We start from the raw sequence: 26,477 nt of genomic DNA, 5'->3' as shown, positions 1-26,477 counted from the left end.
GGGGGCAAGCTATCTCCATACTGGAACGATCATTCCTGTATTGTAATACAATAGTTCATAAAAAAGGAGTGCTTAACATGAATGAAAACGCAAAGGAAAGAGTGGAGAAATCTGTTTCAACATGGATCACCATGATTCTTGCTGTTGCCTGTGGATTGATCGCTGCAAATCTTTATTATACACAACCTTTAATTGAATCGATCAGCTCGAACATAGGGTTATCTTCGGAAGCCGCAGGTTTGATCGTCACGCTGACCCAAATCGGCTACGGGATCGGCTTATTATTTATAGTCCCTTTGGGAGATTTGCTTGAAAACCGCAAATTGGTGGTTACGCTGCTGATTCTGACGTCTATTGTTTTGATCATCGCCGCTGAAGCCCGAAGTGCGGCTCTGTTTCTTGCCGCTTCCTTGTTTATAGGTGTCGGGTCCGTTGCGGCCCAGATCCTAGTTCCATACGCGGCGCATCTTTCCCCTGAGAAGACGCGTGGACGTAATGTAGGCAACGTAATGAGCGGTCTGTTATTGGGTATTATGCTGGCCCGTCCGGTTTCGAGTATGGTGGATACATATTTCGGCTGGCATGCCATCTTTATTATTTCCTCCGCTATGCTCTTGGTACTGGCTCTTGTATTGGCAAAAGTCCTTCCGGCAAGGCGGCCGCAAACGAAGGACAAATATCCGGTAATCATCTCATCCATGCTGCATCTGCTCAAGACAACGCCGATTCTGCGGCGCCGCGCACTGTATCACGCGTTTTTGTTCGGCATGTTTAGTCTGTTCTGGACAACGGTTCCGCTCGTTTTAACGAGTCCAGTGTTTCATTTTTCTTCAACAGGTGTAGCACTGTTCGCTTTGGCAGGGGTTTCTGGTGCGGTGGCAGCGCCTATAGCTGGCCGCTTTGCAGATAAAGGCTTGATCCGTTCGGCAACCGGATGGTCCATCGCGCTGGTGATTCTATCGGAAGTTTTGCCAATTATGTTTTCTGGAGGTTCTATATTTTCTATCGTTATCCTCGTCCTTGCTGCTATTTTGCTCGACATGGGCGTGTCCGCCAATTTGGTGTTGGGACAGCGAGCGATCTTCGCTTTGGGAGCTGAGGTGCGCAGCCGACTGAACGGCATGTATATGGCGATCTTTTTTGCGGGTGGAGCCATAGGCTCCGCAGCCGGGGGATGGGCTTACGCCATAGGCGGCTGGAAAGCGGCGATGTGGGTTGGCGTTCTTTTTCCGATCTTGGCATTACTGTACTTTTTTACGGAAAAAAGGGGAGCACTCGCCGATATAAGTTGAATGATGGTGTCGAGTCTGTCGTGAATGCGACATTGATTTTTTAAATGGCTCTAGTTGAGCACGTGAATATATCGGAGTCCATGTTTGACATAGCCGCGTAAAATCGCGGCTTTTTTAATTTTTGCGCAGCCATAATTTAAACATGAATCGAAATTGCAGGTATTTTATCAGCAAGGAAAAATATGGATCTCCATTTGCTTTACCGATAGCATTTCGAATCTTGTAGTGTGTTATTCTAGGTTGGTCAAAAAGACTAAACGGTTAAACAAACGGGGGGATTAGGTGAATCAGGAAATCGCAGCCGATATCGCTAAGGAGTTCAAAAACAACCAAAAGGTGCTGATCGCCATCGGTGATGAAACAAGACAAGCCATTCTTAAAACATTGATAGAGGGACCGCAAAATCCCGGAATGCGAGTGGGAGAGATCAGGTTGAATACTCATCTATCTCGTCCAGCCGTTTCTCATCATTTGAAGATTTTAAAAGATGCTCAGATTGTAAGTGTTCGTAAAGAAGGGACCATCAATTACTATAGGCTGGATTCGAGAAGCAAGCTTCAGTCATTAAAAAATCTAGTTCATGTAATCGAAAGAGCGTTGTTGCAATGTGAATAAATCGTAAGAACAGAAGGAGTGGTCACAGATGTATCGAACCGTCGAGGCGGCAAACGGTGTTCAAATTCCTCAGCTTGGTTTTGGCGTGTATAAAATCGAGAAGGGAGCTGTCTTTGAAAAAACCATCGCAGCGGCAATTCAATCGGGATATCGTCATTTTGATACAGCGAAAATATACGGCAATGAAGAAGCGTTGGGACGAGAATTGCAAAAAAGCGGTCTTCCACGAGAAGAGCTGTTCATTACTTCCAAGGTATGGACAACCGATCTTGGATATCACGCAACGAAGAAGGCGTTTGAGCAGACCTGTCGGAAACTGAATGTTACGTATCTCGATATGTATTTGATTCATTTTGCTGGCCCTCATTACGAGAAAGCATGGGCGGCGATGGAGGATTTGTACATGGAAGGGAGAATAAAAGTCATCGGCGTAGCAAATTTCGAAATCGAGCATTTGGAGCATCTCAAAATGCAATCTCGGATATTACCGATGATCAATCAGATCGAAACGCACCCGGAGTTTCAACAACACGATTTGCATGATTATATGGTTCGTGATCGGATACTGCATGAAGCATGGGGTCCATTGGGACAAGGAAACAAGGCATTACTGGAGCATCCGGTTCTCGTTGAGACTGCCCATCATCATCAAAAGTCAGTTGCACAAGTCATATTACGCTGGCATATAAATCGGGGAGTTATTATCATCCCTAAATCGTCAAATTTGCAAAGGATAAAGGAAAATAGCGAAATTTTTGACTTTGACCTGAGCGATGAGGAAATGGACAGAATCCGGGAACTAGACACGGGTACAAGAAATTCGGTTAACCCGACTGGCTACATGATAAATCCGATTTACATACAGTTGATGAAGCTATTTGTAAAATAAGTGCGGGCTGGATTTAAACGAAATAGCACAATTCAGTTGAACAGGAGGATTGAATGCTTTTATGGTAAACTTCTATTTAAGAAGTCTAGGCAAGTAAGGAGTGGAGTAGTTGTTTGCTGAGCAGCGGCATCAAATTATTATTCAGAAACTGAATCAGGACAAATCGATCCGAGCGTCGGAGCTCATAGAGCATTTCGGGGTTTCATTCGAGACGATCAGACGTGACCTCGAATATTTAGAAAGCGAAGGCTACCTGCGGCGGGTGCACGGCGGTGCGATTCTGAATGAGCCCGACTATAGCCGGGAAATCCCGCTGCCGATCCGCGAATCTATATATATGGAAGAGAAGACGGAGCTTTCTCAAATTGCGGTTCGTTATGTGACCGAAGGAATGTCCATCGCGCTTGACCCAAGTACGACGAACACCCAGATTGCTAAAGCGCTGAAGGCCAAATTCGATCGATTAACCGTTATTACAAACTCGCTTCCGATCGTGAACGAATTGGTTTCGATGCCGGGTTATACGGTGATTATGACCGGGGGCGTTATTCGTCACGAAGAGCAAAGCATCATCGGCGATCTGGCGGAAGAGTTTACATCGCGCTTTCATGCGGATTTGTTCTTTATGAGTATGAGCGGGGTTACGTTAGAAGCTGGAATTACGGATAACGCCATCGGCGAAGTCCAAGTGAAAAAAATAATGCACGCGAACGCGAAGCGCTGCATCGCCCTCGCAGACAGCAGCAAGTTCGGACAAAATTCATTTATCAAAGTATGCGGAGTAACAGAAGTCGAACGCTTTGTGACGGATTCCAAAATCGACCGGGATATTGTTGATACATTTAGCAAAAACGGCATCGAAATCGTATACCAATAATAGGATCACATGAACGATTTTTGGTTTCCACGAACCAGGGATCGTTTTTTTTATATTTATGGGGCGGTTTTTGGTTATAAGGGGTTGTATTCATGTGTATTTATGTCGCAGCATAATCAACTTTTAACCCCGATAGTAGCTTGACTCGATCCATTGAATTAACTAGGTAGTTCATGATCTATTCGAGGCATATTCGGTCAACGGATTTCGAAAGAAAAAAGGTTGTAAATCATAAATAATTGTATGTGATTGATTGTATATATGTGGTATTATCTGTATTAATCAAGGGTCAAGAAAATAAACGATTGCTTCTCAAAGGGAGGAGAAACCAATGAAAATCCACTTTCTTGGAACAGCTGCGGCGGAAGGATTCCCAAACCCGTTTTGCCGCTGTGACACCTGCTGCAACGCGAGATCGCTCGGAGGAAAAAACATTCGTACCAGAAGCTCTGTATTAATCGATGGCGTTATCAAGGTTGACTATTCCGCAGATTCCCATATGCAGGCGCTCCGTGATCGGATCGACTTGGGCGCGGTTGAGCATCTATTGTTTACGCATACGCATTACGATCATTTTCAACCATCGGATTTGTACAACCGAATGGAAGGATTTGCGCACGGTATCGATCACCCCTTACATATCTATGGCAACGATGTTGCGATTAGCCAGAGCGTTACTGCACTTGGTCCGGACGCTAGAGGCAGGTTTGCGTTCCACTTATTGCGCCCGTTCGAGACGATTTCACTCGGCGACACACAAGTCACCCCTTTGCTCGCGAATCATGACCAAATGGAAACTTGTTTGCTGTTTCACATAGAAAAAGGGGGCAAAACGCTATTTTACGGCAATGACACCGGATGGCTGCATGACGATACTTGGAAATGGCTTCAAGGCAAAGTGATTGATATGGCGATACTCGATTGCACGCACAGCTTTACGAACAATAATCAAAATCCAAACCATATGGGGATTGAAACCGTGCTGGAGGTTCAGCGCGTGTGGCGGGAAGAAGGTACGCTTGGAAGTAATGGCCTTGTATACGTGACTCATTTTACACATAACTCCGGATTTTTGCATGATGATTTTGAACGCGCTTTCGAACCCGCGGGCATTAAGGTGGCTTACGATGGCCTGATAGTAGACCTATGACGAGTGACAGCAGCAACGCAATAGAACAGCGCCAGATTAGGATTGTCGGTATCGTAACGGCGCTAACCCTCTTCGGAGACTCGATGCTGTACATTGTCCTCCCTGTGTATTGGAAGGAAGCGGGACTGGACGCGCTTTGGCAGGTAGGCGTACTGCTGTCGATAAACCGACTAGTAAGGCTGCCCCTTAATCCTGTTATTGGCTGGTTGTATCACCGCATGTCGCTTCGAACCGGTCTGTTCATCTCCGTATTGCTCGCGGCTCTAACCACCGTAGGATACGGCGTCTTCAAAGGCTTCGTTCTTTGGATAGCTTTGCGAGCGGTGTGGGGGATTGCATGGTCCTTGATGCGAATGGGCGGATACTTGACCGTCATTCGCTACTCCGACGATACGAATCGAGGGCGCTTAATGGGAACGTATAACGGGTTGTGGCGCCTTGGCAGCTTGGTAGGCGTGCTGTTCGGAGGATTGCTTGTGCCCTTCTTCGGATTACAGTCCGTCTCGATATGGTTTGGCATGATGGCATTGGTCGGACTTCCGTTGATCGCGGCATCCATAAGTCAGGGGAAAGCATCCGGATCACACCAAATGGAATTACCTCGCGGTAACAGAAGTAAGGTGTGGTCGCTTCAGGTGAAGAAAATCGTGATAAGCGGATTAATTATATCGTTGCTGCACGCCGTGTTCGGCGCGACACTTACGTATCTTATCGATACGAGTTATCCAACGGGGATCCCGTGGTTCGGATTGATTATCGGCAGTACGGCGTTAGGCGGCGTATTGACAGCGCTGCGCTGTGCTTGGGAGCCGTTCTTGGCCCGATGGTTCGGACAGCGTACGGATGGGCCGAGAGGAAGGCTGCCTTTATTTATGCTGTCGTTGGCGGGTGCGGCGGCTGGTTACGCATTACTTCCGTGGCAGCTGCCGATTGGTATTTGGATTGTTATTGTTATTTTCGTCATGATAACAAGCACCGCGCTGGGTACGATCATGGACGCTATGGCTTCTGACGCAGCCAAGAGCACTTCCGTTATTACAGTCATGACCGCTTATTCCGTATCTACCGATTTAGGGGCGGCGATCGGCCCGACGTTGATTTATTGGGTAGTCGGTTTGCAGTATGGCGTGACATCGATGTATTTGGCGTGTGCTGCTGTATTCATTTTAATCGGGTTATGGTATTGGAAAGAATATGAGACAAAGGGGCGGGTATACCTTGGTGAAAAAGCTGAAGTTTCGTGAGGATGGAACGTTTGTTATCGTACAGTTTTCTGATGTAGAGTTTATTGACGCTGAGGACCTGGATCCGGAGACGCCGCTTCTCGACTCGATGACGAAGGCGACGATGGAGAGAATCATCGCAATTGAGCAGCCGGATCTTGTTGTGTTTGCAGGCGACTTGACGGCAAGCGCTAGAAGCAAAGATCCGCTTCAATCGTTCCGAAGCGCGGTCGCTGTTGCTGAAGAAAGCCGCGTGGCATGGGCGGCTGTGTTTGGCAATCATGACTCGGAAGGGAGCTTGCCTCGAAAGAGAATGCATGAGGAGCAGCTCCTGCATGAATATTGCGTTGCCCAACCGGATCCTCCGGGAGTTAGCGGAGCGGGAAACTATGTGCTGACGATTGACGATCGGGCAGGGAAGCCAGCGGCCGCGTTGTTTTTTCTCGACAGCGGCGATTACTCACCGATTGCTGCGGTGGGCGGATACGACTGGATACGCCGTGATCAAATCGAATGGTATGTATCCGAATCTCGGCAATTGGCCGAACGGAATGGCGGGGCGCCTTTGCCCGCACTGGCTTTTTTTCATATTCCGCTGCCGGAATACGATGAGGTATGGAAGACGAGCGTATGCGAGGGCCATTGCAGCGAATGGATCAGCTCGCCGAAGGTAAATTCAGGCTTGTTCGCCGCCATGGTAGAGATGGGCGATGTTATGGGCACATTCGTCGGTCATGACCACTCTAACGATTATTGCGGGACACTCCACGGCATACGTCTATGCTACGGGAGGTCTACTCGTTACGTTAGTTATGTAGACGGTATGCGTAAGGATAAGTTTCCGACGGGAGCAAGAGTCATTCGATTAAAAGCGGGCGAACGACAGTTCGAGACATGGATCCGCCAGAGCGACGGACTTGTCGCGGAATTACCGTTGCATGAGCCGGACGCTCAGCTTCATCGATAGAATATCAAGGGTAGAGTATTGATTCACAACCTTTTCCACGCAATTTCTCTTCATCCTGAAAATAAAGTTCCTAAAGAGTTAACAATAAGCTACGAATCTTCTTCCTTTCATACTGAGCCACATTCAATCTGCCTCTTTCTTTTAGAATGTTGTCTTGACGCCACCATACTATCTGAGGGATTGAACGTGGCTTTTTTCTCGATCTTGTGAATAGCGGATGGCCGCATGAAAGGGGGTGATGCGACAGACGGGATTCATACCAAAGGATGCTGGTGTTATCAATCAGTAGTTTAAATCGAAAGTTGGAAGGAGATATTGTGATGAGCTTACGTTGGCAGAAATTCACTGTGGTTTCTCTTCTTACCAGTTTCATGCTGTATCCCATTTTGTTGTTTGCCGGACCAGTACAAGCATCAACCGCTGCAGACGAGTACGATTTGCTGAGGGAGAGGTGGCATGTATATTTGACAGGGGGGACGGCAATCGATACGTCGGACACGGAAATTGCAGCGAAAATCAGTCAAATCGAAACAAACGCGAACAAGTACTGGGCAGCGATGAACAAAAACGCCGGGCGAACTTATTTGTGGAGTGATCTGGCAAACTGGAGCGTTTCCAGTACGATTTCATCCAACTATGTAAGGCTGAAGGAAATGGCACTGGCCTATGCTACAACAGGATCATCCCTGAGAGGAAATGAGCAGCTAGCTGCTGACATTCTGAGTGGACTGGACTGGATGTATGCTAACAAATATAACGAAACGAAGGGTGAAACGGGCAATTGGTGGGATTGGGAGATCGGCGTGCCGATGAACCTGACGGATGCGATGATTTTAATTTATGATCAAATGTCCGCAACGCAAAAAACAAACTACACGAAGGCATTGGACAAATTCGTTCCGGATCCAACCTATCGTACAAATTCCCCTTCACTCCAAGAAACGGGTGCGAATCGGCTTGATAAAGCGCTGATTGTCTCTTTGCGCGGCGTGCTGAGCAAGACGGATGCCAAGATGGCTCAAGGCCGTGATGCGATCAGCCAGGTGTTGTTGTATGTGCAGAGCAGGGACGGGTTTTACGAGGATGGGTCGTTTATCCAACATGACTATGTCGCGTATACAGGAAGCTACGGTGCCGTTCTGCTCGAAGACATGGCGAAGCTGCTGTACCTCCTTGGCGGTTCGAGTTGGGACGTTACGGACCCGAATATCGCTAATGTCATTCGTTGGGTAACAGAGGCGTACCGCCCTTTTCTGTATAAAGGCGCCATGATGGATACGGTACGAGGACGTGCGATATCGCGCGAAGCATCACAGGATCATCAGGCGGGACGGAAAATCTTGGCTTCACTCGTCATGCTGGCGGACGGCCTGAACGCTCGGGATGCAGCGACGGTACGCCAAATTGCTAAAGGCCAAATGATGTCGGATACAACGTTCCCGAGTTATACGGAGGGGCTGTCCATCTTCAGTATCGGCAAAATAAAAGCATTAATGGGCGATCCATCCGTTGAACCCGCTGGCGATATGATCGATACGCATATTTTCGCTGGTATGGATCGCGCCGTACACTTAAGGCCTGAATTCGGACTGGCGCTTGGTTTGTTCTCAACGCGCATTTCTGCTTTTGAATATGGTAACGGCGAAAATACCAAGCCATGGTGGCAAGGCGCGGGTGCCGCATATTTGTACAACGGGGATCAGACGCAGTTTTCAGGAGCCTATTGGCCAACGATCAATCCGGTGAGATTGCCGGGAACGACTACGGACGGCTCTACGAGCACCGTGGGCTCTTTCAGCTTTAAATTCAATACGTCGAATTGGGTAGGAGGCTCATCGATTGATGGCCCTTACGGAACGGTCGGTATGGAATTTTCGATGTCGAAAAATACGGGTACTCCGTTATCAGGCAAAAAGTCATGGTTTCTATTCGGCGATAAATATATAGCGCTCGGATCCGACATTTCGAGTACTGGAGGTCGCGCTGTAGAGACGATCGTTGAAAATCGGAAGCTGAATGAGAGCGGGTCAAATACGTTGACGGTGGATGGAACGGCTAAGCCTTCAACGACCGGGTGGACGGAAACGATGACAGGCGTGCAGTGGGCGCATCTGTCTGGCAGCGTACCGGGATCGGATATCGCGTACGTATTCCCTGGAGGAGCGACAGTTCGTGGTCTACGTGAAACGCGTTCCGGATCCTGGAAGGATATAAACACCGATGGAAGCGATAAGATGGTATCCGCACAATACGCAAGCCTCGCGCTGAATCACGGCGTCGATCCGGTGCAAGCCTCCTATGCATATGCCGTTTACCCGGGAGCGTCGACGACTGAGGCAGCAGACTATGCGGCAGACCCTAGCTTCACTGTATTGAAAAACACAGGAAACGTACAGGCGGTCATGGATACCACGGATCAAATGGCGGTCGGAGCAAACTTTTGGACGGATTCGGTTGAAACCGTCCAAGTGAACGGAGCAGATTACTTGACAAGTAATAAGAAAGCATCCGTCACCATTGCCGAGAACGGAAATGAGCTGCAAATCGGGGTTTCAGACCCGACGCAAGCAAACGGTGGCACCATTGAAGTCGAACTTCACCGTGCAACAACCGGCGCGCTGCTGCTTGATCCAGGCGTTACAGTGAAACAGTTTTCACCGACTACGATATTGGAAGTGAAAACGGCAGGAGCGATTGGAAAAACGTTCCTGGCTAAACTGAGTACAGGGTCAACGATGCCGCCAGCGGCGCCTCAATTGATCGAAGCCTTGCCAGGACCCGGTTCAGCTACGCTGAAATGGAACGCAAGCGCCGGAGCTAACGGATACCGCATTTATTACGGGACAGCGCCCGGCAGTTATTCGAAAACCGTTGATATTTCGACAGTCAGCGGTAACAACCAGTATACGGTCACGGGCCTATCCAGCGGGACAACGTATTATTTTGCGATAAAAGCCCTTAACAGCTCTGGTGTTGAAAGCGCCGCATCCAATGAATTATCCGTAACGCTTGGTTATGCAATCTTACCTTCCGATGATGCCTACGTTCGCAGCGGGTCTTATGCAAACAGCAACTTTGGCTCTTCCGATCAATTGGTCGTAAAAAACGATCCCAACTCCGGCTACCACCGATACTCTTATTTGAAATTTGATTTATCGCAGCTGCCGGAACAAGTTAAAAGCGCGCAGATCCGTCTGGTTCCGACAAGTGCCGGACTCGCAAACACAAAAGGCGTCGCTTATGAAGTAAGCAATCATACATGGACAGAAAACGGCATTACTTGGAACAATAAGCCTGCTGCCGGCAGCCTGATCGGAAACTGGACCGTCCCTGCAGCCGGAACACCCGTAACCATTGATGTAACCGCACAAGTGAATGCAGCCTTGGTTGGTGAACGGACGATCGCCGTTCAGCTCGCTCAAACGACCAACTACGGCTCGAACGGCTGGATTATTTACGGCTCTAAGGAACATACGGATCCAGCTTACCGGCCTGTGCTTCTGTTCGAACGACAGGATAAGGTTCCGCCCGACACGATAGCCACGTTATCCCCGGAGCAGCCGGACGGCCACAACGGTTGGTATGTCCATCCTGTAACGTTATCATTAGCCTCTAAGGATCCATTATCGGGAGTAACTGAATCGGTTTACAGCCTGGACGGGGGAAGCACATGGCAGGCATACACTGGACCCGTTACATTCAGTCAAGATGACAAATATACAATAAGCTACCGATCAAAGGATGATGCGGGTAACGTAGAGCCCGCAAAGACGATTGAATTTAATCTGGATACAGAGGCCCCTCTTATTACGGTTGACGATCCGGCAGCAGAAAGCTACAGTATGGATCAGGACTTATTGCCGCAATTTGATGTAAGCGATGATCTGTCCGGCGTCGATCAGACGAAGACAACGTTGTTGCTTGACGGACAGCCTATGGAGCAAGGCGCAACGATCTCGCTTTATACTCTTTCACTGGGCAGTCATTCATTAGAAATTACAGGTTACGATTCAGCAGGAAATATAGGGAGGGCCAGTGTGGACTTTCAAACGACTGCGACTAGCGAATCGCTCAAAGCGCTGGTCGCAAGATTTGAGAAGGACGGCTGGATTGACAACAACGGTATCGCAAACAGCTTGAGACAAAAGCTCGACCAGGGTGAACTGAACAGTTTCATCCATGAAATTCAAGCACAGATCGGCAAACATGTTCATAGCGATGCCGCACGCTACTTACTACTGCATGCACAGGCATTGATTTAGTTGGACAGGAAGAACATGGAATGCCTAATGTTGATTTCTTGTTACGCGTATTGAAAAAGCAACTTTAGAAATTAGCTCGATACTTCTTTTTCAACGAGTGAGATGGGGATAGCGGTTGTTTTATTATGCCGAGTTATTTAATGAAAAGAGTTTTGCCGGTCTATGATACAAGTTATGAAAGACTTTGAAAGCCGCATTGTATGCGGCTTTTTTTGTTTTAGATTGCTATGGGAGGGATTAATTTTGAACACTTGAGTTCATTTTTGCACAAAAGGGACTCCATGAATTGAACTGTCTTTCATGAATTGCCTGTGGGTATAATCGAATTGCAAAAGGTACCACACTAACGGCAAAGGAGTTGATGCCGTATTCTGGACGAAAGAAGTACCCGGATTTTGACGCTGCTTCATGAGGCAGCCGATTATGTGTCGCTGGAAGAACTAATGCAGAAGGTCGGTATCTCCAGACGAACCGTTTATTATGATATGGAAAAAATAAACGACTACTTGAAAGCGGTTCATCTTCCGCCGGTCAAATATGTCAGGACAGTTGGCTATTATTTGCCTGATGAAAGCCGGGCCAGTCTTCCGCAGTCGACCGGGAAGCCTCATGCACAGCAGTACTATCTGTCCCCACGCGAAAGAATGGCCTGGATGTCGCTCTATCTGTTATCGGCGGAGGCTCCGCTCTTTGTTCATCATCTGACGGACCTTTTGCAGGTGAGCCGTGGGACTGTGCTCAAGGATTTGAATACGGTCCGGTCGGACATGAAGGCCACGAATCTCAAGGTAACCTACGACCGCAAGCGGGGCTATGGCGTACATGGGGAGGAACGTCACAAGCGGAAGGCCCTGAGCTATTATTTCGGGCAGATTTTCGGCGATGCAGACTGGGAGCAGGTATTTAACCGGAACCCGGAATCGGAAAGGCCGGATCTCGCCCAATGCTTATTTCCCCCTATGAAGTCGGGACATCTGAAGCGGGTTTATCGCCTGATCTCGGATAGCGAAATAACGCTGGGCGTAGATTTGACGGACGAGATGCTGTTTCATTTGACGGCACGCTTCTTGTTATATGTACGACGGATTCAGGCCAAACAGTTTGTCTCGATAGACGAAGATGAACGAAGCGTACTGCGGAGGATGCCAGAGTTTGAAGTCGCCTCAGAGGTTGCTGAAGGTCTTGGCCAAATGTTCGGCGTCTCCATCCCGGATGAAGAAGTCTGCTACTTGACGATGCATCTGCTGGGAGCGAGGGTCAATCGGATGGAACAGATGACCGGATCCGAAGAAGTGCTGAAGCAGCTTCGGCAAGTGACCAGACAGATGACAGATGATTTTCAGCGTTACGCCTGCGTATTTCTGCCGAACCGGGAAGCGATGGAGGAGAATCTGCTTGTCCATTTGAAGCCGGCTTATTACCGGATCATATACGGACTCGGCCTTGAAAATCCGCTGCTCGAAAATATCCTTTCCAAGTACAGGGAAGTATTCGAGCTGACCCGCCGTTCCGCGGCAGCGTTCGAACAACTGGTTGGACGTCAACTTGATGATAACGAAATCGGATATCTCGCCATGCATTTCGGCGGCTGGCTGCGCAGAGAAAACACGAAGCCGGCCGTACGGAGACAGGCTGCCATCGTCTGCGTCAACGGCATTTCCGCTTCGCGGATGTTGAAATCGCAGCTGGAGAACCTCTTCTCGGCAGTGGATATTACAGCGATACTCTCGCTGCGGAAATACGAGTCGTTTGATGAAGAACATGTTGATTTTATTTTCTCAACGGTACCACTGCCGGATAGCAAAGTGCCCGTTCTCTTAGTGAATCCGATTCTCAGCGATAAGGATAAGGAGCATCTGCTGAACCAGGTCAACATGGTAGCCGGCCGTAAATCAAAGACCCCGGCATATTCGGTTCAAGCGCTGCTGGACATCGTCCATAAATACGCAGCGGTTAGGGATGAAGCAGGACTTACGGAGGAGCTTAACCACTACTTGTCCGTTGGGAAAACATGGCTGAGTGAAGCACGCAAGCCATCACTATCGGATCTGCTCACTGGACAGATGATCCAAATGAAAAGAGGAGCGGCCGACTGGCGGAGCGCCATTCGCGATGCCTCCGAACCCCTGCTGAAGGATGGGCGCATCGATGAAGCCTATATCGATGCGATGATCTCCAAGGTGGAGGCGCTCGGCCCTTACATCGTCGTTGCACCGGGCATCGCGATTGCGCATGGCAAGCCGCAGGATGGAGTCCGGCGACTGGGAATCAGTCTGCTGCGGCTGGAGCAACCCGTCGCCTTCTCAGAAGAAGCAAGGCATCAAGTTCAGATCATTCTGGTACTGGCGGCGATTGACGGCGAATCCCACCTCAAAGCGCTGTCGGAGCTGACCATCCTGCTCAGGGAGAAGGAGAACCTGATCCGTCTGAAAGAGGCCAAGACAAAAGAACAGATACTGCAGCAATTATACACCGGTCTTTAGCATCGATTAGAATACCGGACTTGGGAGAGATGAGAATGAAATTTTTGGAACCGTTACTAATAGCCTTGGATGTGGAGGCCGAGACGGCCGAAGAAGCCATCCGCTTAGCAGGAGAACTGCTAGCGAAAGCGGGGGCGGCGGAAGAACGTTATGCCGATGCCATGGTGAAATCTTACCGTGACAGAGGCCCGTACTTTGTTCTTGCACCTCATATCGCACTTCCGCATGCCCGTGCGGAGGATGGGGTAAAGGAAGCGTCCGTCTCGCTGATTAAATTGAAGAAACCGGTCGTTTTCGGTCATGCGGCTAACGACCCGGTACAGCTTGTGTTTGCGCTCGGCGGCTCCTCTAGTTCGGAGCATATCGCCATGCTGCGCAAGCTGACCACCTTGCTGAGCTGCCCGGGCAGCATTGAACAATTCATGCAGGCAACTGATGTAGAGACAATCCAACAACTGATTAGGGGGAACGAACAATGAAAATTTTATGCGTATGCGGTCTTGGACAAGGAACGAGTCTGATTTTGAGAATGAATGTGGAGAACGTGCTTAGCGGAATGGGAATAAATGCCGACGTGGAGCATACCGACGTCTCAACGGCATCCGGAACCGCAGCCGACTATATCATTACAAGCAACGAACTAGCCCAAAGCCTTCAAGGGCATGCGGCCCAAATCGTTATCGTCAACAACTATTTTGACAATAACGAAATCAAACAGAAGCTGGAAGAAGTGCTGTAAACCATTAGAAAGGGAGAGGGCATATGGACGTACTTTTTTGGATTGCCACCAACATTTTTGGAACGCCCGCCATTCTGCTCGGATTTATCGTTCTGGTCGGCCTTCTGCTTCAGAAGAAATCAACGAGTCAGCTTGTAAGCGGCACCTTCAAAGCGATCATTGGCTTCCTCATCATCGGTGCAGGCTCTGATGTCATCGTAAAAGCCTTGAATGTATTCGAGCCGATGTGGAAAGAAGTTTTCGGATTGGAGAGCGGATCCCTCGGTACCTTCATGGGGCAGGAGGCATTCAATTCGAAATTCGGCAGCGCCGTTACGCTTGCCATGCTTATCGGCTTTCTGATCAACGTTCTGCTGGCCCGATTTACCCGGTTTAAATTTATTTATCTGACCGGGCACATGATGTTCTGGACATCAACCGTATTTGCAGGCGTTATCGTTCATGCGGCCAGCGGCATCTCGATCTGGAAGCTGGTTCTGATGATCGCTGTCGTCCTTGGTGTGTACTGGACATTCCAGCCGGCGCTGGTTCAGCCGTTCCTGCGTAAAATTACGGGCAACGATAACATTGCGCTTGGTCACACCTCGGCCTCGGTTGCTTTGCTTGCTGCCTTGTTCGGTAAATTGTTCGGCAACAAAAACAACGATTCCGAGAAAATCAAAGTACCAAAAGGCTTTGAGTTCCTCCGCGATTCCAACGTCATCACGGCGCTCAGCATGGGGGTTTTGTTCCTGATCGGGGCCATAATCCTATCAACGAAGGGCACGCCGGCGGCTGCGGAACTGATGAAACAATCGGGTGACCAGAACTTTATTATCTACTCCATTATCCAATCGTTCACATTTGCAGGCGGAATCTCCATCGTTCTGATGGGCGTCCGGATGTTCGTCGGCGAGCTGGTTCCGGCCTTCAACGGGATCGCTACCAAACTCGTGCCAGGCGCCAAACCGGCACTGGATGCGCCAGTTGTGTACCCTTACGCACCGAATGCGGTGGTTCTTGGCTTCCTGGGAGCTTTCGCCGGAGCGATTATCTGGCTGCTTGTACTTGGCAACACCGTTTCATACATTTTCGTGCCAACAATGATCGTTTTATTCTTCCACGGCGCTACGGCAGGGGTGTTCGGGAACTCGACAGGCGGTGTCCGCGGGGCCGTCATCGGCGGCTTCATTACTTCAACCGTTGTAGCTTGGGGACAGTTTCTGATGGTTCGCTTCTTCATCGCCTCGACGGTGCCGGATACGGCCATGTGGGCAGCTGATTCCGATATGTTCATTATTGGACCGATTCTGCACTTCCTGGCGAAGCTGTTCTTTTAGAGGTTATTCAAAAAGTCATCTTTTTGAATTTTGAACACGCACTTTTTGAACGCGCCTTTTTAGAAATCCGGGCAGGTTCATATTTTTACAGAGAGTGGAGGAGAAACGATATGGGCTTTATTCGTACTTTACATGGAGATATCAGCAAAGAGGAGCTGGGCTTTACGTATTCCCACGAACATATCGTATGCCGTCCGGCCTATTGGCAGGAGCGGGGAGAGGACGATTTGCTCCTGGACGATAAAGAGAAGTCCAAACGGGACGTTCTTGATTTTAAACAACACGGCGGACGCTCGATCGTGGACGCTACAGCCATCGATTATGGACGGGATGTTCAGGCGGTACAGGAAATCGCACTTGAAACCGGCATTCACATCGTAGGTACGGCAGGCTTCAATAAGAGCTTTCTGTGGGACGCCAAAATCAAAGAGGAGCTTAAACCGCTGACGGGCCATTATGAAACCTACGCACAGTGGATTGAAGCGAAAAGCATCAACGAGCTGGCGGATTTCGTCATCCGGGAGGTGGAAGAAGGGCTGGAAGGCTCTTCTTTCAAAGCGGGCCAGGTTAAATTCGGGACAGGCTATAACCGCATCACGCCTCTGGAGGAGAAGACGCTGCGCGCTGTAGCGCGCGCCCATCATGAGACAAAGGCCCCCATTCATTCCCATACCGAAGTTGGCACCATGGCACTGGAGCAAATTGAGCTCCTGAAGAGCGAAGGTGTGGAGTTGTCTTTTTTGAGCCTGGGACATATGGACCGCAATCCCGATCCCTACTACCATGAGCAGATTGCAGCAACGGGAGCTTACATGAGCTTTGACGGCATCGGCAAAATCAAGTATGCACCGGAAAGCACCCGCATCTCGCTTATTCTTGAGCTTGTCCGCAAGGGCTTCGAAGATCAAATTCTCATCAGCGGAGATACCGCCCGGAAAACCTACTACAAGCATTACGACCAGGGTCTCGGTCTGGAGTACATTATTTCCAAATGGGTACCGCGCTTTGTGGATGAAGCGAACCGAAGCGGCTTTGACGGACGAAAACTGGTGGAGAAATTTTTCGTAAGCAATCCGGCCAACTGCTTTTCATTTAAAAAGTAAGGGGTGCGCTCGCTATGAAATTCGAACTCGAAAATTCGGTTGAGGTGAAGGATAAAATTCGCCAACTCCACGCTGCCATACTTCCTATCGGTGCCGTTGAAGCGCATGGTCCGCATCTTCCGCTGGGCACGGATAACCTGCTTGCGACCAAACTCGCGGACAAATTGGCGGAGCGGACGGAAAGCTTCGTTCTGCCGACCCTCCCCTATGGCCAAGTATGGAGCCTGCGCAATTTCCCGGGGAGCATCAACGTCTCAAACGAAGCGCTCATTCGGCTGCTTGCAGATATCGGTGAAAGCTTGTACCAGCAGGGATTCCGCATTTTCGTCATGGTCAACGGCCATCTCGGCAATGCGGTTGCGCTGAAGGAAGCTGCGAGAGTGTTATACGAACGAGTTCCCGAACTGAAGGTATTCTATTTCTTTTATCCTGGCACGAAGGAAGTAACGGCTCTGGTACGGGAAGCTTCGGCTGCACACGGGAGTTATATGCATGCAGATGAGATCGAGACATCCTATATGCTCTATCTCGCGGGCGAATATGTGGACATGAGCAAGGCGATCGACGGTGCCCCGCATATCCCGCTCGAAGCGGATTGCACGCCAACACCGTGGGAGGAGATGACTTCCTCTGCCGTACTTGGGGATGCAACGCTGGCAACGAGGGAGAAGGGGGAGAAGATTATCGAGCGCAGCCTGGAAGTGATGGCCGATATGGTTCTCCGGGCTAAAAGAGCATTGTCAACCGATGATCAACCGGAACAGAACAGATAGCATTGTAAATACAGGAACAACGAGGTGAAAGAGACGATGATGAACACCTATTTTGATGTGATTGGCGGGTTGTTGAACAAAGTTCGAACCGAGCAGGCCAAGTCGATCCGTGAAGCGGCGGAGAAGGTGGCGACCTGTATTCAGCAGGGCGGAATTATTCACTTGTTCGGCTGCGGACATTCGCATATATTGACCGAAGAAGTTTTTTACCGAGCAGGCGGACTCGTACCGATTCGTCCGATTCTTGTAGAAAAGCTGATGCTTCACGAAGGCGCGGTCCGTTCGTCCGAGCTGGAAAGACAAAACGACCTAGCGGTCGATTTTATGAAGGAGCAGGATATTCGCGAAGGCGAGATTGTATTCGTACTGTCCACTTCAGGACGAAATCCCGTCCCCGTAGATGTCGCTTTGATGGCCAAGGAGAAGGGGGCCTTTACTGTAGGTATTACCTCACTGGAATATTCCAAAAGTATGCCGTCCCGGCACAAAAGCGGCAAGCACCTTGCGGATGCCGTTGATCTTGTCATCGACAACTTCTCGGTCAAGGGAGATGCCGTATTGAGCCATCCGGGCCTCCAGGTGCCTTTCACGCCGAGCTCGACGGTCGTTGGGGCCCTCATTTTGAACTCCCTGTTCGCCGAATCTATTGAGATTATGATTGAAAAAGGCTTCAACCCTCCTGTATTTCTCAGCGGAAATATCGATGGTTCCGATGAACACAACAAAGCGTTGGTTGAGGCATACAAAGGACGGATCGCTTTACTGGCATGATGAGGATGTAGAGAGCGAGTAAAGAAAATATACGAGGTTTGCCATAGAAGAGCTGGATCTTGAACAACAAATAAAACAGGCCGCCTGGCAAGGATGGGGTAGATGAACGGCAGAATACGGAAGAAAGGAGCCGTAACTTACGATTTCTGCAAGTGAACTGCCTCGGCAGGCGGTTACAGGATGAGGAGGAAAGACATGTTCGCACAAACCGTAACCATACAAAATGAGCAGGGCTTTCATGTCCGTCCGGCTCAGCTTTTCTCGGAAAAAGCAGGACAGTTTGGAGCAGAGGTTCATCTAAAGACTAGCGAAGGACGTTCCGCGGATTGCAAAAGCATGCTGGAGCTAATGACGCTCGGCGTTGAACAAGGAGCTGTCGTGACCATCGAAGCTAACGGAGATGGAGAACAAGAGGTAGTCGAAGCTCTGATACAGCTAGTCGAAAGCAAGTTTGGTGAAGCCTGATGAAGAGGCTGCATATTCAAGGAATCGGCGTATCGGAGGGAATCCGGATCGCAAAGGCATACATCTACAAGTCTTCGCGAGAAGCCAGCAGCGACAGCAGCCCCGATGCAGAGCTTATTCCGAATACCCCGGCCGCTATCGATGCCGAGCTTATCAAGCTCCGTGAAGCCAAAGCCCGCTGCGCGGAACAATTGGAGGAGCTGACGGAGAAAGCGAAGGAAGCCGTGGGCGAAGAGCAAGCCGGTATTCTTGCAGGACAGCGGAAGCTTCTGGACGATCCTGCCTTCTATCCGAAGATGGAGGCACGGGTCCGAGAGAAGCTGGAACCAGCGCCAAGGGCCGTTGCCGAAATGGTGAGCCAGGTCGCTGCCATGCTGGAAAGCATGAACAATGATTATATGAGGGAGCGCGCCGCGGACATCCGCGATATCGGCAGCCGCCTTCTCGCCTGTCTGTCGCCCGGAGAAACGCACGGCTTTACGGGGATTACCGAACAGGTTATCCTAGTTGCCGACGATTTAGCGCCATCGGATACGGTGCAGCTGGACCCCGACTTGGTGATCGGCTTTATCACCCGGACAGGAGGTGCGACCTCGCATACCGCTATTCTCGCCCGGTCGCTCGGAATTGCCGCTATCGTCGGCGCAGGTGACGGCGTTGACGGTATTGAGGACGGCGATACGCTCGTCCTTGACGGAACAGCCGGGCTTTGCATTGCCCGGCCGCACGAGGCGGAAGCCGAGCTGTATCGGCTCCGCATGCAGCAGGACCTCGAGCGCAGGCAGTCGCTCGAGGAGTACGCGGCGCGTCCGGCAGTGACCGCCGACGGCGCGCGCGTGGAGCTCGCGGCGAACATCGGCAGCGCCGCGGAAGCCGAGACCGCCGTCCGGCAGGGCGCGGACGGCGTAGGGTTGTTCCGCACGGAGTTCCTGTTCATGAACGCCCCGGCCATGCCGGGCGAGGAGGAGCAGTTCCGTGCGTATCAGGAAGCGGCCCGGATGATGGAGGGCCGCCCCGTGATCATCCGCACGATGGACATCGGCGGAGATAAGGAGCTGCCGTATCTGCAGCTGCCAAAGGAAGCGAACCCGTTCCTGGGTTTCCGTGCGATACGGGTAGGACTTGTCCGCCAGGAGCTGCTTCGCACGCAGCTGCGGGCGGTGCTGCGGGCCAGCGCCTTTGGTACGGTAAAGGTGATGTTCCCGATGATCTCCGGCCTGCAGGAATGGAGGCAGGCGAGAGCCATCCTCACAGAAGTACAGGCAGAATTGAGGAAGGATGGCATCCGGTTCGACGAGAAGATGGAAGTTGGCATCATGGTTGAGATTCCCTCAACGGCCGTATTGGCGGAACTATTCGCGAGCGAAGTCGATTTCTTCAGCATCGGTACGAACGACCTCGTGCAGTACACGGTCGCAGCGGACCGCATGAATGAACACGTTGCGCACCTGTACGATTATTTCCATCCAGCCGTGCTACAGTTAATCCGCACGGTCATTGAAGCTTCCCATGCGGCCGGTAAATGGACCGGCATGTGCGGCAGTATGGCTGGAGATCCGCTGGCGGCACCGCTCTTACTCGGATTAGGGCTCGACGAATGGAGCATGGAGGCTAGCGGTCTTAGCCGGATGAAGGAAAGGCTCGCTGGCCTGGATCGTCAGGAGTGCCGCGAGCTGGCGAAGCGCGTTCTTCGCCTCGATACGCCCCAAGCCGTTCGTCAGGCGCTGGAGGAATTTCATCATTCCAATATGGCAGCGGTATAGATTACGTTTATACTTGGCTTGGCCTATATAGCAGGTGTTGAGGGTGTTCCAAGTAGTGGTAGGCAGTGGTAAGCCTACATGAGAGAGCGCTCGTTTAGGTTAAATAGATGCTGCAAATAAAGAAAAGGCGGTACAGGGGTGGGACTCCTGTGCCGCCTTTTCTTTATTTATTTTCGAATATCGAATGACTTGATTTGAGAGTAGTTTTTCATTTCTGAGTCCAGTCCTTTCCCGAAGGCCGTGACAAATGCGTTATTTCCTCCCTCATAAGATCCATTTTACAAAGAAGTTTGCTTAGCCTTTACGACGCAGTGCATTGGCAATTACGCCTACGATTAAGCCCCAAATCGCATTTACCGCAAAGACACTTACCATTGCCAGTGGATTCGTTAAAGGACCTTGCAATTTTCCATCGAGAAGAGGGGAAGCAATACCGCTTAGGAGGATTGCAAATAAGGCATAACTCAATCCCGAAAAAACAAGAATGACAACGGGAAAAGCAGCTCTTTTGAAAAGAACGATCATGAGCCAGGCCAGAGAGATAAGGACCGTCATCAGAATGCTGCCGAATGCTTGACCGATCAGATCCATGATCCCGGTCATCTTCATGATGGGTCTGACAAGCGCTAAAGCGCCAAGTCCGAGAATCAAAAGCAGGTTTTCTTTCACGATATCGATTGTTTTCATATCCAATCCGTTCCTTTCCGATGTTGTGGATGATCTACGGCCTGATGAAGTCGATAAGCCACTGCCGATTCATCCCCCAACAAGTAAGAATCATGCCGATGCCGGTGCTTCAAGTTCCGGCTGCTGTTAACATTAACAAATCGATGTTGTGAACTTATGACGATACTTTGTGATTTACGTGAAATTTTTTCGATGGATTTTCCGATCTCCTGACAGCCATATTATGCTAGACTACCTATATATTACTTTTAGGAGTCCACATACGATGAAGACATTTACCATCTTGTACATTGAAGACGATCAGGAAATCGGTTCCTGGTCCAAGGACTTTTTAATCGGTCAAGGCTATGAGGTGATATGGAAGAGTTCAGGCCATGATGCGGAAGCAGCAATGGAACGTTGCGATCTAGTCATTTTGGACATTATGCTTCCGGGTCTGGACGGATTCACGGTCGGTCAGCGGCTAAAACGAATCAATCCCGCTGTACCCATCCTGATGCTTACGGCCAGAACCGCTATCGAGGATAAGCTTACGGGCTTGTCTTTTGCCGATGATTATATGACAAAGCCGTTTCATCCGGATGAGTTGGCTGCCCGGATTCAAGTTCTCCTCAGGCGTTCTGTCACTGCGGAACCGGAACAGCTCCTGATACGGCATTTAATCATCGACCGAAAAGGAAGCCGTATATGGAATTCTGAAACTGGGGAAGAGATTGTGCTTACAGGCAAGCAGTTCCATATATTCATGTTTTTCTTGGACCACCTGAACCACATATTGACCCAGAAGCAGATTTATGAAGCCGTTTGGGGCGAACCGCATCTGAACGGAGATAAAACGCTGACCGTTCATATCCGGCATCTGCGCGAGAAGATCGAGCTGGATTCAGGCTCCCCCCAAATTATCGAGACCATCCGCGGGGTAGGATACCGGGTGCGATCATGAAGATCCGCGGCTCGTTAATGAGCAAATATCTGGTCCTTATTTTGACCGCCTTGCTGCTATGGCCGATCATTCCAGCCATGTTTTATTTACCTGGCTATATGTTTAGCGATCATCCCATGTATCGTCCTGAAGAGATAACCCGCATGTGGCAGCAGGAGGCAGTTAACCTGGACGGTGCAGGTAGGGATAGGATTGATACTAGACTGCGGGAGTTGAACGAGGACTATCCGGATGCGGAGATATTCTGGGTGGACCCGTCAGGTGGAACGAATGCGGTCAGTGACCTCTCGGGAGATATACCTAAGCAATGGACATATCTGGATATTCTCTCTATTCAAGCGCAAGACCGTAATCAAGAAACGCTGGTCTTAACTTCCCTCATCGGAAACGATCCGAAGCAAGGTTTTATGGTGATGCGGCTCCCGGAATCCCATATCCTTGACGCAGAGATGTCGCTTTCGGGAAACTTGCCACTAATCTTTCTGTTTTTAATGATCTGTGTAAGCTTCTTTATGCTGTCATGGCTGTTCTTCATTAAGCTTCGCAAAAGACTGGTCCGGCTTCAATCAGCAATGACCGTAAACGGATTGAAAGAAATTCCGAATGAAGTGCAGATTATCAAGGACGACGAGATCGGAGAACTCGAAGGCTCGTTTAACCGGATGGTAAAGGAGCTCAAAGAAAGTCAAAAACGGGAGCGGGAGGAGGAGGAACTGCGTAAGCAATTTATTTCAACGATTTCCCACGATCTTCGAACCCCGTTGACTGTCATCCGGCAGCATGTCCATACCGTTCGCAAAAACCCTGCTTCCTCCCAGGGACAGTTTTCACTTTCTGTCATCGAGCATAAGCTGGATGACCTCAGTAATCTGATGGATAACCTTCTGTCATACACGCTGTTATCGGCGGGGAAGTATCCGCTGCACAAGCAGCCAATTGATATCGTAGAAGAAGTCCGGAATCGAGTGGCTCAGTGGTATCCCGTATTCGAGGCTAAGGAATTTGAAGTCTTTGTCGAGCTTCCTGATGAGACGTTATTTTGGGATGTGGATCCATTGTGGTTTAACCGCATCCTGGACAATGTGTTTCAGAACGTGGTGCGCCATGCGGGGGCGGGTCGGTACATCGGCATTCAAATGATGGATCGTGAAAATCAGCGGATGCTGGTCATCGACGATAAAGGTCCTGGCTTCTGCAACAAGTCACCTGAAAAAGGCGCAGGGATCGGTTTGTCCATTGTTTCGATGATGGCCAGGGAGATGGATATGCAATGGGAAGTGAAATCCGATGAAAATGGAAGTGCATTTTATATTTGGAAGAGCTCATGTTATTGAAAATATAATATAGGTTTACTTCAAAAGATCAGGGAAGAAGCTGCGTACAAGTCGCTCGAAATGACTTATACGCAGCTTCTTTTTTGTACCTATATCGGAAAGAGAGCCGTACTGCTCTCTCGTAAAGGAATTTAACCCAAACTTAAACTTGAGGTCACTTTGCTTTTCGATAAGGGGGATAGAATGAGGTGTAAGGTGAAGACAGAGTTATTTAAGGAGGTACGTTTACCAACATGAAGATGGAGCATGAGCAAGTTTCAGTTGATCTGCAGTCACCGCAATGGATGAAGACGCGTAGAATTTCTGGTTATGGCGCTGCCATAGCGGTGGCGCCGTATCTATTAATTAAAATGGCATGGACTCTCGGTTACTTCATGCCAACCGAGCAAATGGGTGACGCTAGCTGGCGTGCGATCAACGCAGCTACCGCCGTGCTCGCGGCTATCGGAATCCTGCTGGCCATGGCTTTCACCAGGCCGTGGGGCGAACGTCTACCTGCATGGCTGATTGCCTTTCCCGTATGGGTTGGTACCGGACTGCTCGTTCCCATGCTGGTCTTGGCGCCGGTGCTAGGACCGGCAGCTATGACTCGGGATCAGGAGGCGGGGGCCGCCGAGGTTTGGGTGTACGAACAATTTTTCGTCATGATTTCGCTGGTCGGCATCGGCGTTTGTCTGCCTCTGGCCTTCGCAGGGTATGCGAGGACACGGTGGCCGGAGGCGTTCGGTGATTCGATCGACTATAGCAGGTTACCGGGTAATACTTGGAGATTGCAGAATACATTGTCCAGGCTGGTTGGAGCCGGCTGTGTCCTGTTAGGTATCATTAAGGTGTTCTGGGCTGCCGGAGGCACTCTCGGCATTGACCCGGCCAGACTGGACGATCGTGATGTGTGGTGGCATCTGCTGACGTTTAGTACCGGAGCGTGGTCCATCGCGGGGGCGTGGGGATTGCTGGTGCTAACTTCCCGCCGCGGGCCGCAGCGATTTCTGTACCCGATGGCAGCGGCATGGATTTCGTCGGGCATGCTGTTCTCGTATAACCTCTTTTCCGCGATTCGCACCGATTCGCAGTTCTCGCCAGAGTACCAGCTGCTGCGGATGCTAACCACGGAGGCCGGTATCGTCTTCGGCGTAATGATGTTCATGATCATTTTATTCGTTCTGCATGATCGACGACGCGCCTTGTAGGTTTGCCTTACCGGACGATCCGTTGGAACTTCTTATGAAGTCGCGAAAATCGCGGCTTTTTTGTTTAGCTGAATCCATGCATACCAGACCAACCAAGTGAAATGATTGTTCAAAAGTATGATTTTAACAACATGAAGGCATTCTATACACGATTGACTCACTTATATGAAAGTAGTGGAGGAAATGTATGCCTATTTTTAAAGGACTTCGAGTATAAACGAACGTGCTAAAGAATGAAGAAATCGTTCAAGCGAATATATGAATATATCGAACAATAATTGATGTGAATCCGCGGGGTGAATGGATTGGATTTTTTCCAGAGTCAAGAATCGCTGACAACCATGGAATGGATCTTAAGAGGGATTGTTAGCTTCGTTTTTTTGCTTCTTGCAGCTAAAGTCATGGGGCAGCGTTCCATTTCTCAATTGAGGTTTCTCGATTTCATTATGGCTTTAACGCTGGGTAATATTATTGCTCATCCGCTTTCAGATGAAGAATTGGGATTAAAGGGATCTATGATCACGACGATCGTTCTCGTCGTTTTATACATTATAGCGACGTGGTTGAGCCTGAAGTGGCCGTTCTTCAAACACTATCTAGATCCATCTCCCATCACACTCGTTAAAAATGGACTCATCCAGTTTCATAACTTATCTAAAGCCAGAATCTCTATTGATTTTTTATTTTCTGAGCTAAGAAAGGAAAAAGCAGAGGATATACAAAAGGTAGCCCTTGCCGTATGGGAACCGGGTGGAACCATATCGGTTTTCATGGACACCCCGTACCAACCGGTTACTCCGGCAGATCTAAAATTAGAGACGGGGCCGTTTACGATCTCAAGGCCGATCATCATAGATGGAAAAGTCGATATGTCGCTTCTTCAGGAAATGGGTAAAGATTTGGATTGGCTTCATTCAAAAATAGCACCCGCTAATACGAATATCCACGATGTAATACTTGCAACCGTTGAGAACGAAAACGTGCGAGTTTTTTCTGAACCAAAGTAGTAGGGGGGCTCCCGCTACGTTCCCTATTCTTATGATTCCGTTCACCACTTTAGATATTTTTAATATTTTCCATACTTTTTTCTTAAGTTATCTTCCCTAAACTGAATGCATCGGGGAGAGTAACATGGATCAGAAATGAAGGACAAACTAAATCGTGAAAGGATGGATCAAGAAAATCATGAAAAAATGGCTCCGTAAGGATGCTTCGGCGGCCATGTTCTTTCTCGTGCCAAGCGGTATCGGATTTGCACTCTTTTACCTTATTCCATTTGTCATGGGCGTGTACTATTCCTTTATGAGCCAATCGGTAGACGGCCATTTTGTGGGACTCGATAATTACCTGGAGCTGCTTGGAAGTGCCTCCTTCCGCAAGGCGGCATCCAACACGTTTTACTTCAGCGCGGTTAGTGTTCCGCTTATGGTCATGCTGTCTCTCGGGTTAGCGATGCTGCTCCATCAAAATACATATTTTCAAAAATGGCTTCGGACTGCTTATGTCCTGCCGCAGGAGAAGCTCATCGATCTCAGTACAGATGTGCCATTGCATATGAAACAGAATAAACTGCAGCTGCAATTGACAGAGCCTGTTGTTGAGGGGGAAATCAGTTTCCCGGCTGCCCACTAT

At 49.6% G+C, this 26,477-nt stretch carries 22 protein-coding genes and 1 pseudogene; 22 read left to right on the top strand and 1 reads right to left on the bottom strand.

Going from position 1 to position 26,477, the window contains the following annotated elements; all coding sequences use genetic code 11:
* The first annotated feature begins 77 nt into the window (after nt 1–77).
* The 17 genes from PLA01S_RS15890 to ptsP all read left to right on the top strand — a co-directional run bounded on the left by PLA01S_RS15890 (nt 78) and on the right by ptsP (nt 20,691).
* Entirely contained in the window at nt 78–1,292 is a 1,215-nt protein-coding gene (locus PLA01S_RS15890) for an MFS transporter (protein ID WP_127593052.1), read from the top strand.
* Nucleotides 1,293–1,574: 282 nt separating this feature from the next.
* Nucleotides 1,575–1,907 (top strand): ArsR/SmtB family transcription factor, encoded by a 333-nt coding sequence (locus PLA01S_RS15885; protein ID WP_127593051.1) that lies wholly within the window; start codon nt 1,575–1,577, stop codon nt 1,905–1,907.
* 28 nt (nt 1,908–1,935) lie between these two features.
* Complete coding sequence (locus PLA01S_RS15880) at nt 1,936–2,796, top strand: aldo/keto reductase (RefSeq protein WP_127593050.1); 861 nt, start codon at nt 1,936–1,938, stop codon at nt 2,794–2,796.
* A 109-nt stretch (nt 2,797–2,905) separates the two neighbouring features.
* Nucleotides 2,906–3,673 carry a DeoR/GlpR family DNA-binding transcription regulator gene (locus tag PLA01S_RS15875; protein ID WP_127593049.1) on the top strand — a complete coding sequence of 256 codons (768 nt, stop codon included), beginning with the start codon at nt 2,906–2,908 and terminating at the stop codon, nt 3,671–3,673.
* A gap of 331 nt (nt 3,674–4,004) precedes the next feature.
* Complete coding sequence (locus PLA01S_RS15870; RefSeq protein WP_127593048.1) at nt 4,005–4,823, top strand: MBL fold metallo-hydrolase; 819 nt, start codon at nt 4,005–4,007, stop codon at nt 4,821–4,823.
* Entirely contained in the window at nt 4,820–6,067 is a 1,248-nt protein-coding gene (locus PLA01S_RS15865; protein ID WP_127593047.1) for an MFS transporter, read from the top strand. Before PLA01S_RS15870 ends, PLA01S_RS15865 begins: the two co-directional genes overlap by 4 nt.
* On the top strand, nt 6,042–7,013 hold the full coding sequence (locus tag PLA01S_RS15860; protein ID WP_127593046.1) for a metallophosphoesterase family protein: 972 nt from the start codon (nt 6,042–6,044) through the stop codon (nt 7,011–7,013). The genes PLA01S_RS15865 and PLA01S_RS15860 overlap by 26 nt, the downstream gene beginning before the upstream one ends.
* Nucleotides 7,014–7,333: 320 nt before the next feature.
* The gene (locus tag PLA01S_RS15855) at nt 7,334–11,275 is read left to right on the top strand and encodes a polysaccharide lyase family 8 super-sandwich domain-containing protein (RefSeq protein ID WP_164817439.1); all 3,942 of its coding nucleotides are present in this window, start codon (nt 7,334–7,336) and stop codon (nt 11,273–11,275) included.
* Nucleotides 11,276–11,643: 368 nt separating this feature from the next.
* Nucleotides 11,644–13,758, top strand: coding sequence for a BglG family transcription antiterminator (locus PLA01S_RS15850; RefSeq protein ID WP_307719759.1), 2,115 nt, complete (start codon nt 11,644–11,646; stop codon nt 13,756–13,758).
* A 35-nt stretch (nt 13,759–13,793) separates the two neighbouring features.
* The gene (locus tag PLA01S_RS15845; protein ID WP_127593043.1) at nt 13,794–14,237 is read left to right on the top strand and encodes a PTS sugar transporter subunit IIA; all 444 of its coding nucleotides are present in this window, start codon (nt 13,794–13,796) and stop codon (nt 14,235–14,237) included.
* Nucleotides 14,234–14,497 (top strand): PTS sugar transporter subunit IIB, encoded by a 264-nt coding sequence (locus PLA01S_RS15840; protein ID WP_127593042.1) that lies wholly within the window; start codon nt 14,234–14,236, stop codon nt 14,495–14,497. Before PLA01S_RS15845 ends, PLA01S_RS15840 begins: the two co-directional genes overlap by 4 nt.
* A gap of 23 nt (nt 14,498–14,520) precedes the next feature.
* Nucleotides 14,521–15,816 (top strand): PTS ascorbate transporter subunit IIC, encoded by a 1,296-nt coding sequence (ulaA, locus tag PLA01S_RS15835; RefSeq protein ID WP_127593041.1) that lies wholly within the window; start codon nt 14,521–14,523, stop codon nt 15,814–15,816.
* A 110-nt stretch (nt 15,817–15,926) separates the two neighbouring features.
* A complete protein-coding gene (locus PLA01S_RS15830; RefSeq protein ID WP_127593040.1) occupies nt 15,927–16,919 on the top strand; it encodes a phosphotriesterase family protein in 993 nt (330 codons plus the stop codon).
* A gap of 14 nt (nt 16,920–16,933) precedes the next feature.
* Nucleotides 16,934–17,692 carry a creatininase family protein gene (locus PLA01S_RS15825; protein ID WP_127593039.1) on the top strand — a complete coding sequence of 253 codons (759 nt, stop codon included), beginning with the start codon at nt 16,934–16,936 and terminating at the stop codon, nt 17,690–17,692.
* 36 nt (nt 17,693–17,728) lie between these two features.
* Nucleotides 17,729–18,463, top strand: coding sequence for an SIS domain-containing protein (locus tag PLA01S_RS15820; RefSeq protein ID WP_127593038.1), 735 nt, complete (start codon nt 17,729–17,731; stop codon nt 18,461–18,463).
* A 195-nt stretch (nt 18,464–18,658) separates the two neighbouring features.
* A complete protein-coding gene (locus PLA01S_RS15815; protein WP_076321605.1) occupies nt 18,659–18,928 on the top strand; it encodes an HPr family phosphocarrier protein in 270 nt (89 codons plus the stop codon).
* On the top strand, nt 18,928–20,691 hold the full coding sequence (ptsP, locus tag PLA01S_RS15810) for a phosphoenolpyruvate--protein phosphotransferase (RefSeq protein ID WP_127593037.1): 1,764 nt from the start codon (nt 18,928–18,930) through the stop codon (nt 20,689–20,691). The genes PLA01S_RS15815 and ptsP overlap by 1 nt, the downstream gene beginning before the upstream one ends.
* Nucleotides 20,692–20,985: 294 nt before the next feature.
* On the opposite strand, the gene PLA01S_RS15805 is transcribed toward ptsP, so the two are convergent.
* Nucleotides 20,986–21,360 carry a hypothetical protein gene (locus PLA01S_RS15805; protein WP_246059583.1) on the bottom strand — a complete coding sequence of 125 codons (375 nt, stop codon included), beginning with the start codon at nt 21,358–21,360 and terminating at the stop codon, nt 20,986–20,988.
* 283 nt (nt 21,361–21,643) lie between these two features.
* Here PLA01S_RS15805 and PLA01S_RS15800 point away from each other — a divergent pair, with 283 nt between their 5' ends.
* The 5 genes and pseudogenes from PLA01S_RS15800 to PLA01S_RS15780 all read left to right on the top strand — a co-directional run.
* Complete coding sequence (locus tag PLA01S_RS15800) at nt 21,644–22,321, top strand: response regulator transcription factor (protein ID WP_127593035.1); 678 nt, start codon at nt 21,644–21,646, stop codon at nt 22,319–22,321.
* A gap of 17 nt (nt 22,322–22,338) precedes the next feature.
* Nucleotides 22,339–23,655 (top strand): HAMP domain-containing sensor histidine kinase, encoded by a 1,317-nt coding sequence (locus tag PLA01S_RS15795; protein ID WP_127593186.1) that lies wholly within the window; start codon nt 22,339–22,341, stop codon nt 23,653–23,655.
* Nucleotides 23,656–23,888: 233 nt separating this feature from the next.
* A complete protein-coding gene (locus PLA01S_RS15790) occupies nt 23,889–24,845 on the top strand; it encodes a hypothetical protein (protein ID WP_246059581.1) in 957 nt (318 codons plus the stop codon).
* 305 nt (nt 24,846–25,150) lie between these two features.
* Entirely contained in the window at nt 25,151–25,852 is a 702-nt protein-coding gene (locus PLA01S_RS15785; RefSeq protein WP_127593034.1) for a DUF421 domain-containing protein, read from the top strand.
* A 178-nt stretch (nt 25,853–26,030) separates the two neighbouring features.
* Nucleotides 26,031–26,357 (top strand): annotated as a pseudogene (locus PLA01S_RS15780) (carbohydrate ABC transporter permease); the annotation flags it as partial.
* Nucleotides 26,358–26,477 lie beyond the last annotated feature (120 nt).

Origin of the sequence: Paenibacillus lautus NBRC 15380 (assembly GCF_004000945.1) — a bacterium.
Taxonomy (GTDB): Bacteria; Bacillota; Bacilli; order Paenibacillales; family Paenibacillaceae; genus Paenibacillus_AQ; species Paenibacillus_AQ lautus.
This window is presented reverse-complemented; position numbering and strand designations above follow the sequence as displayed.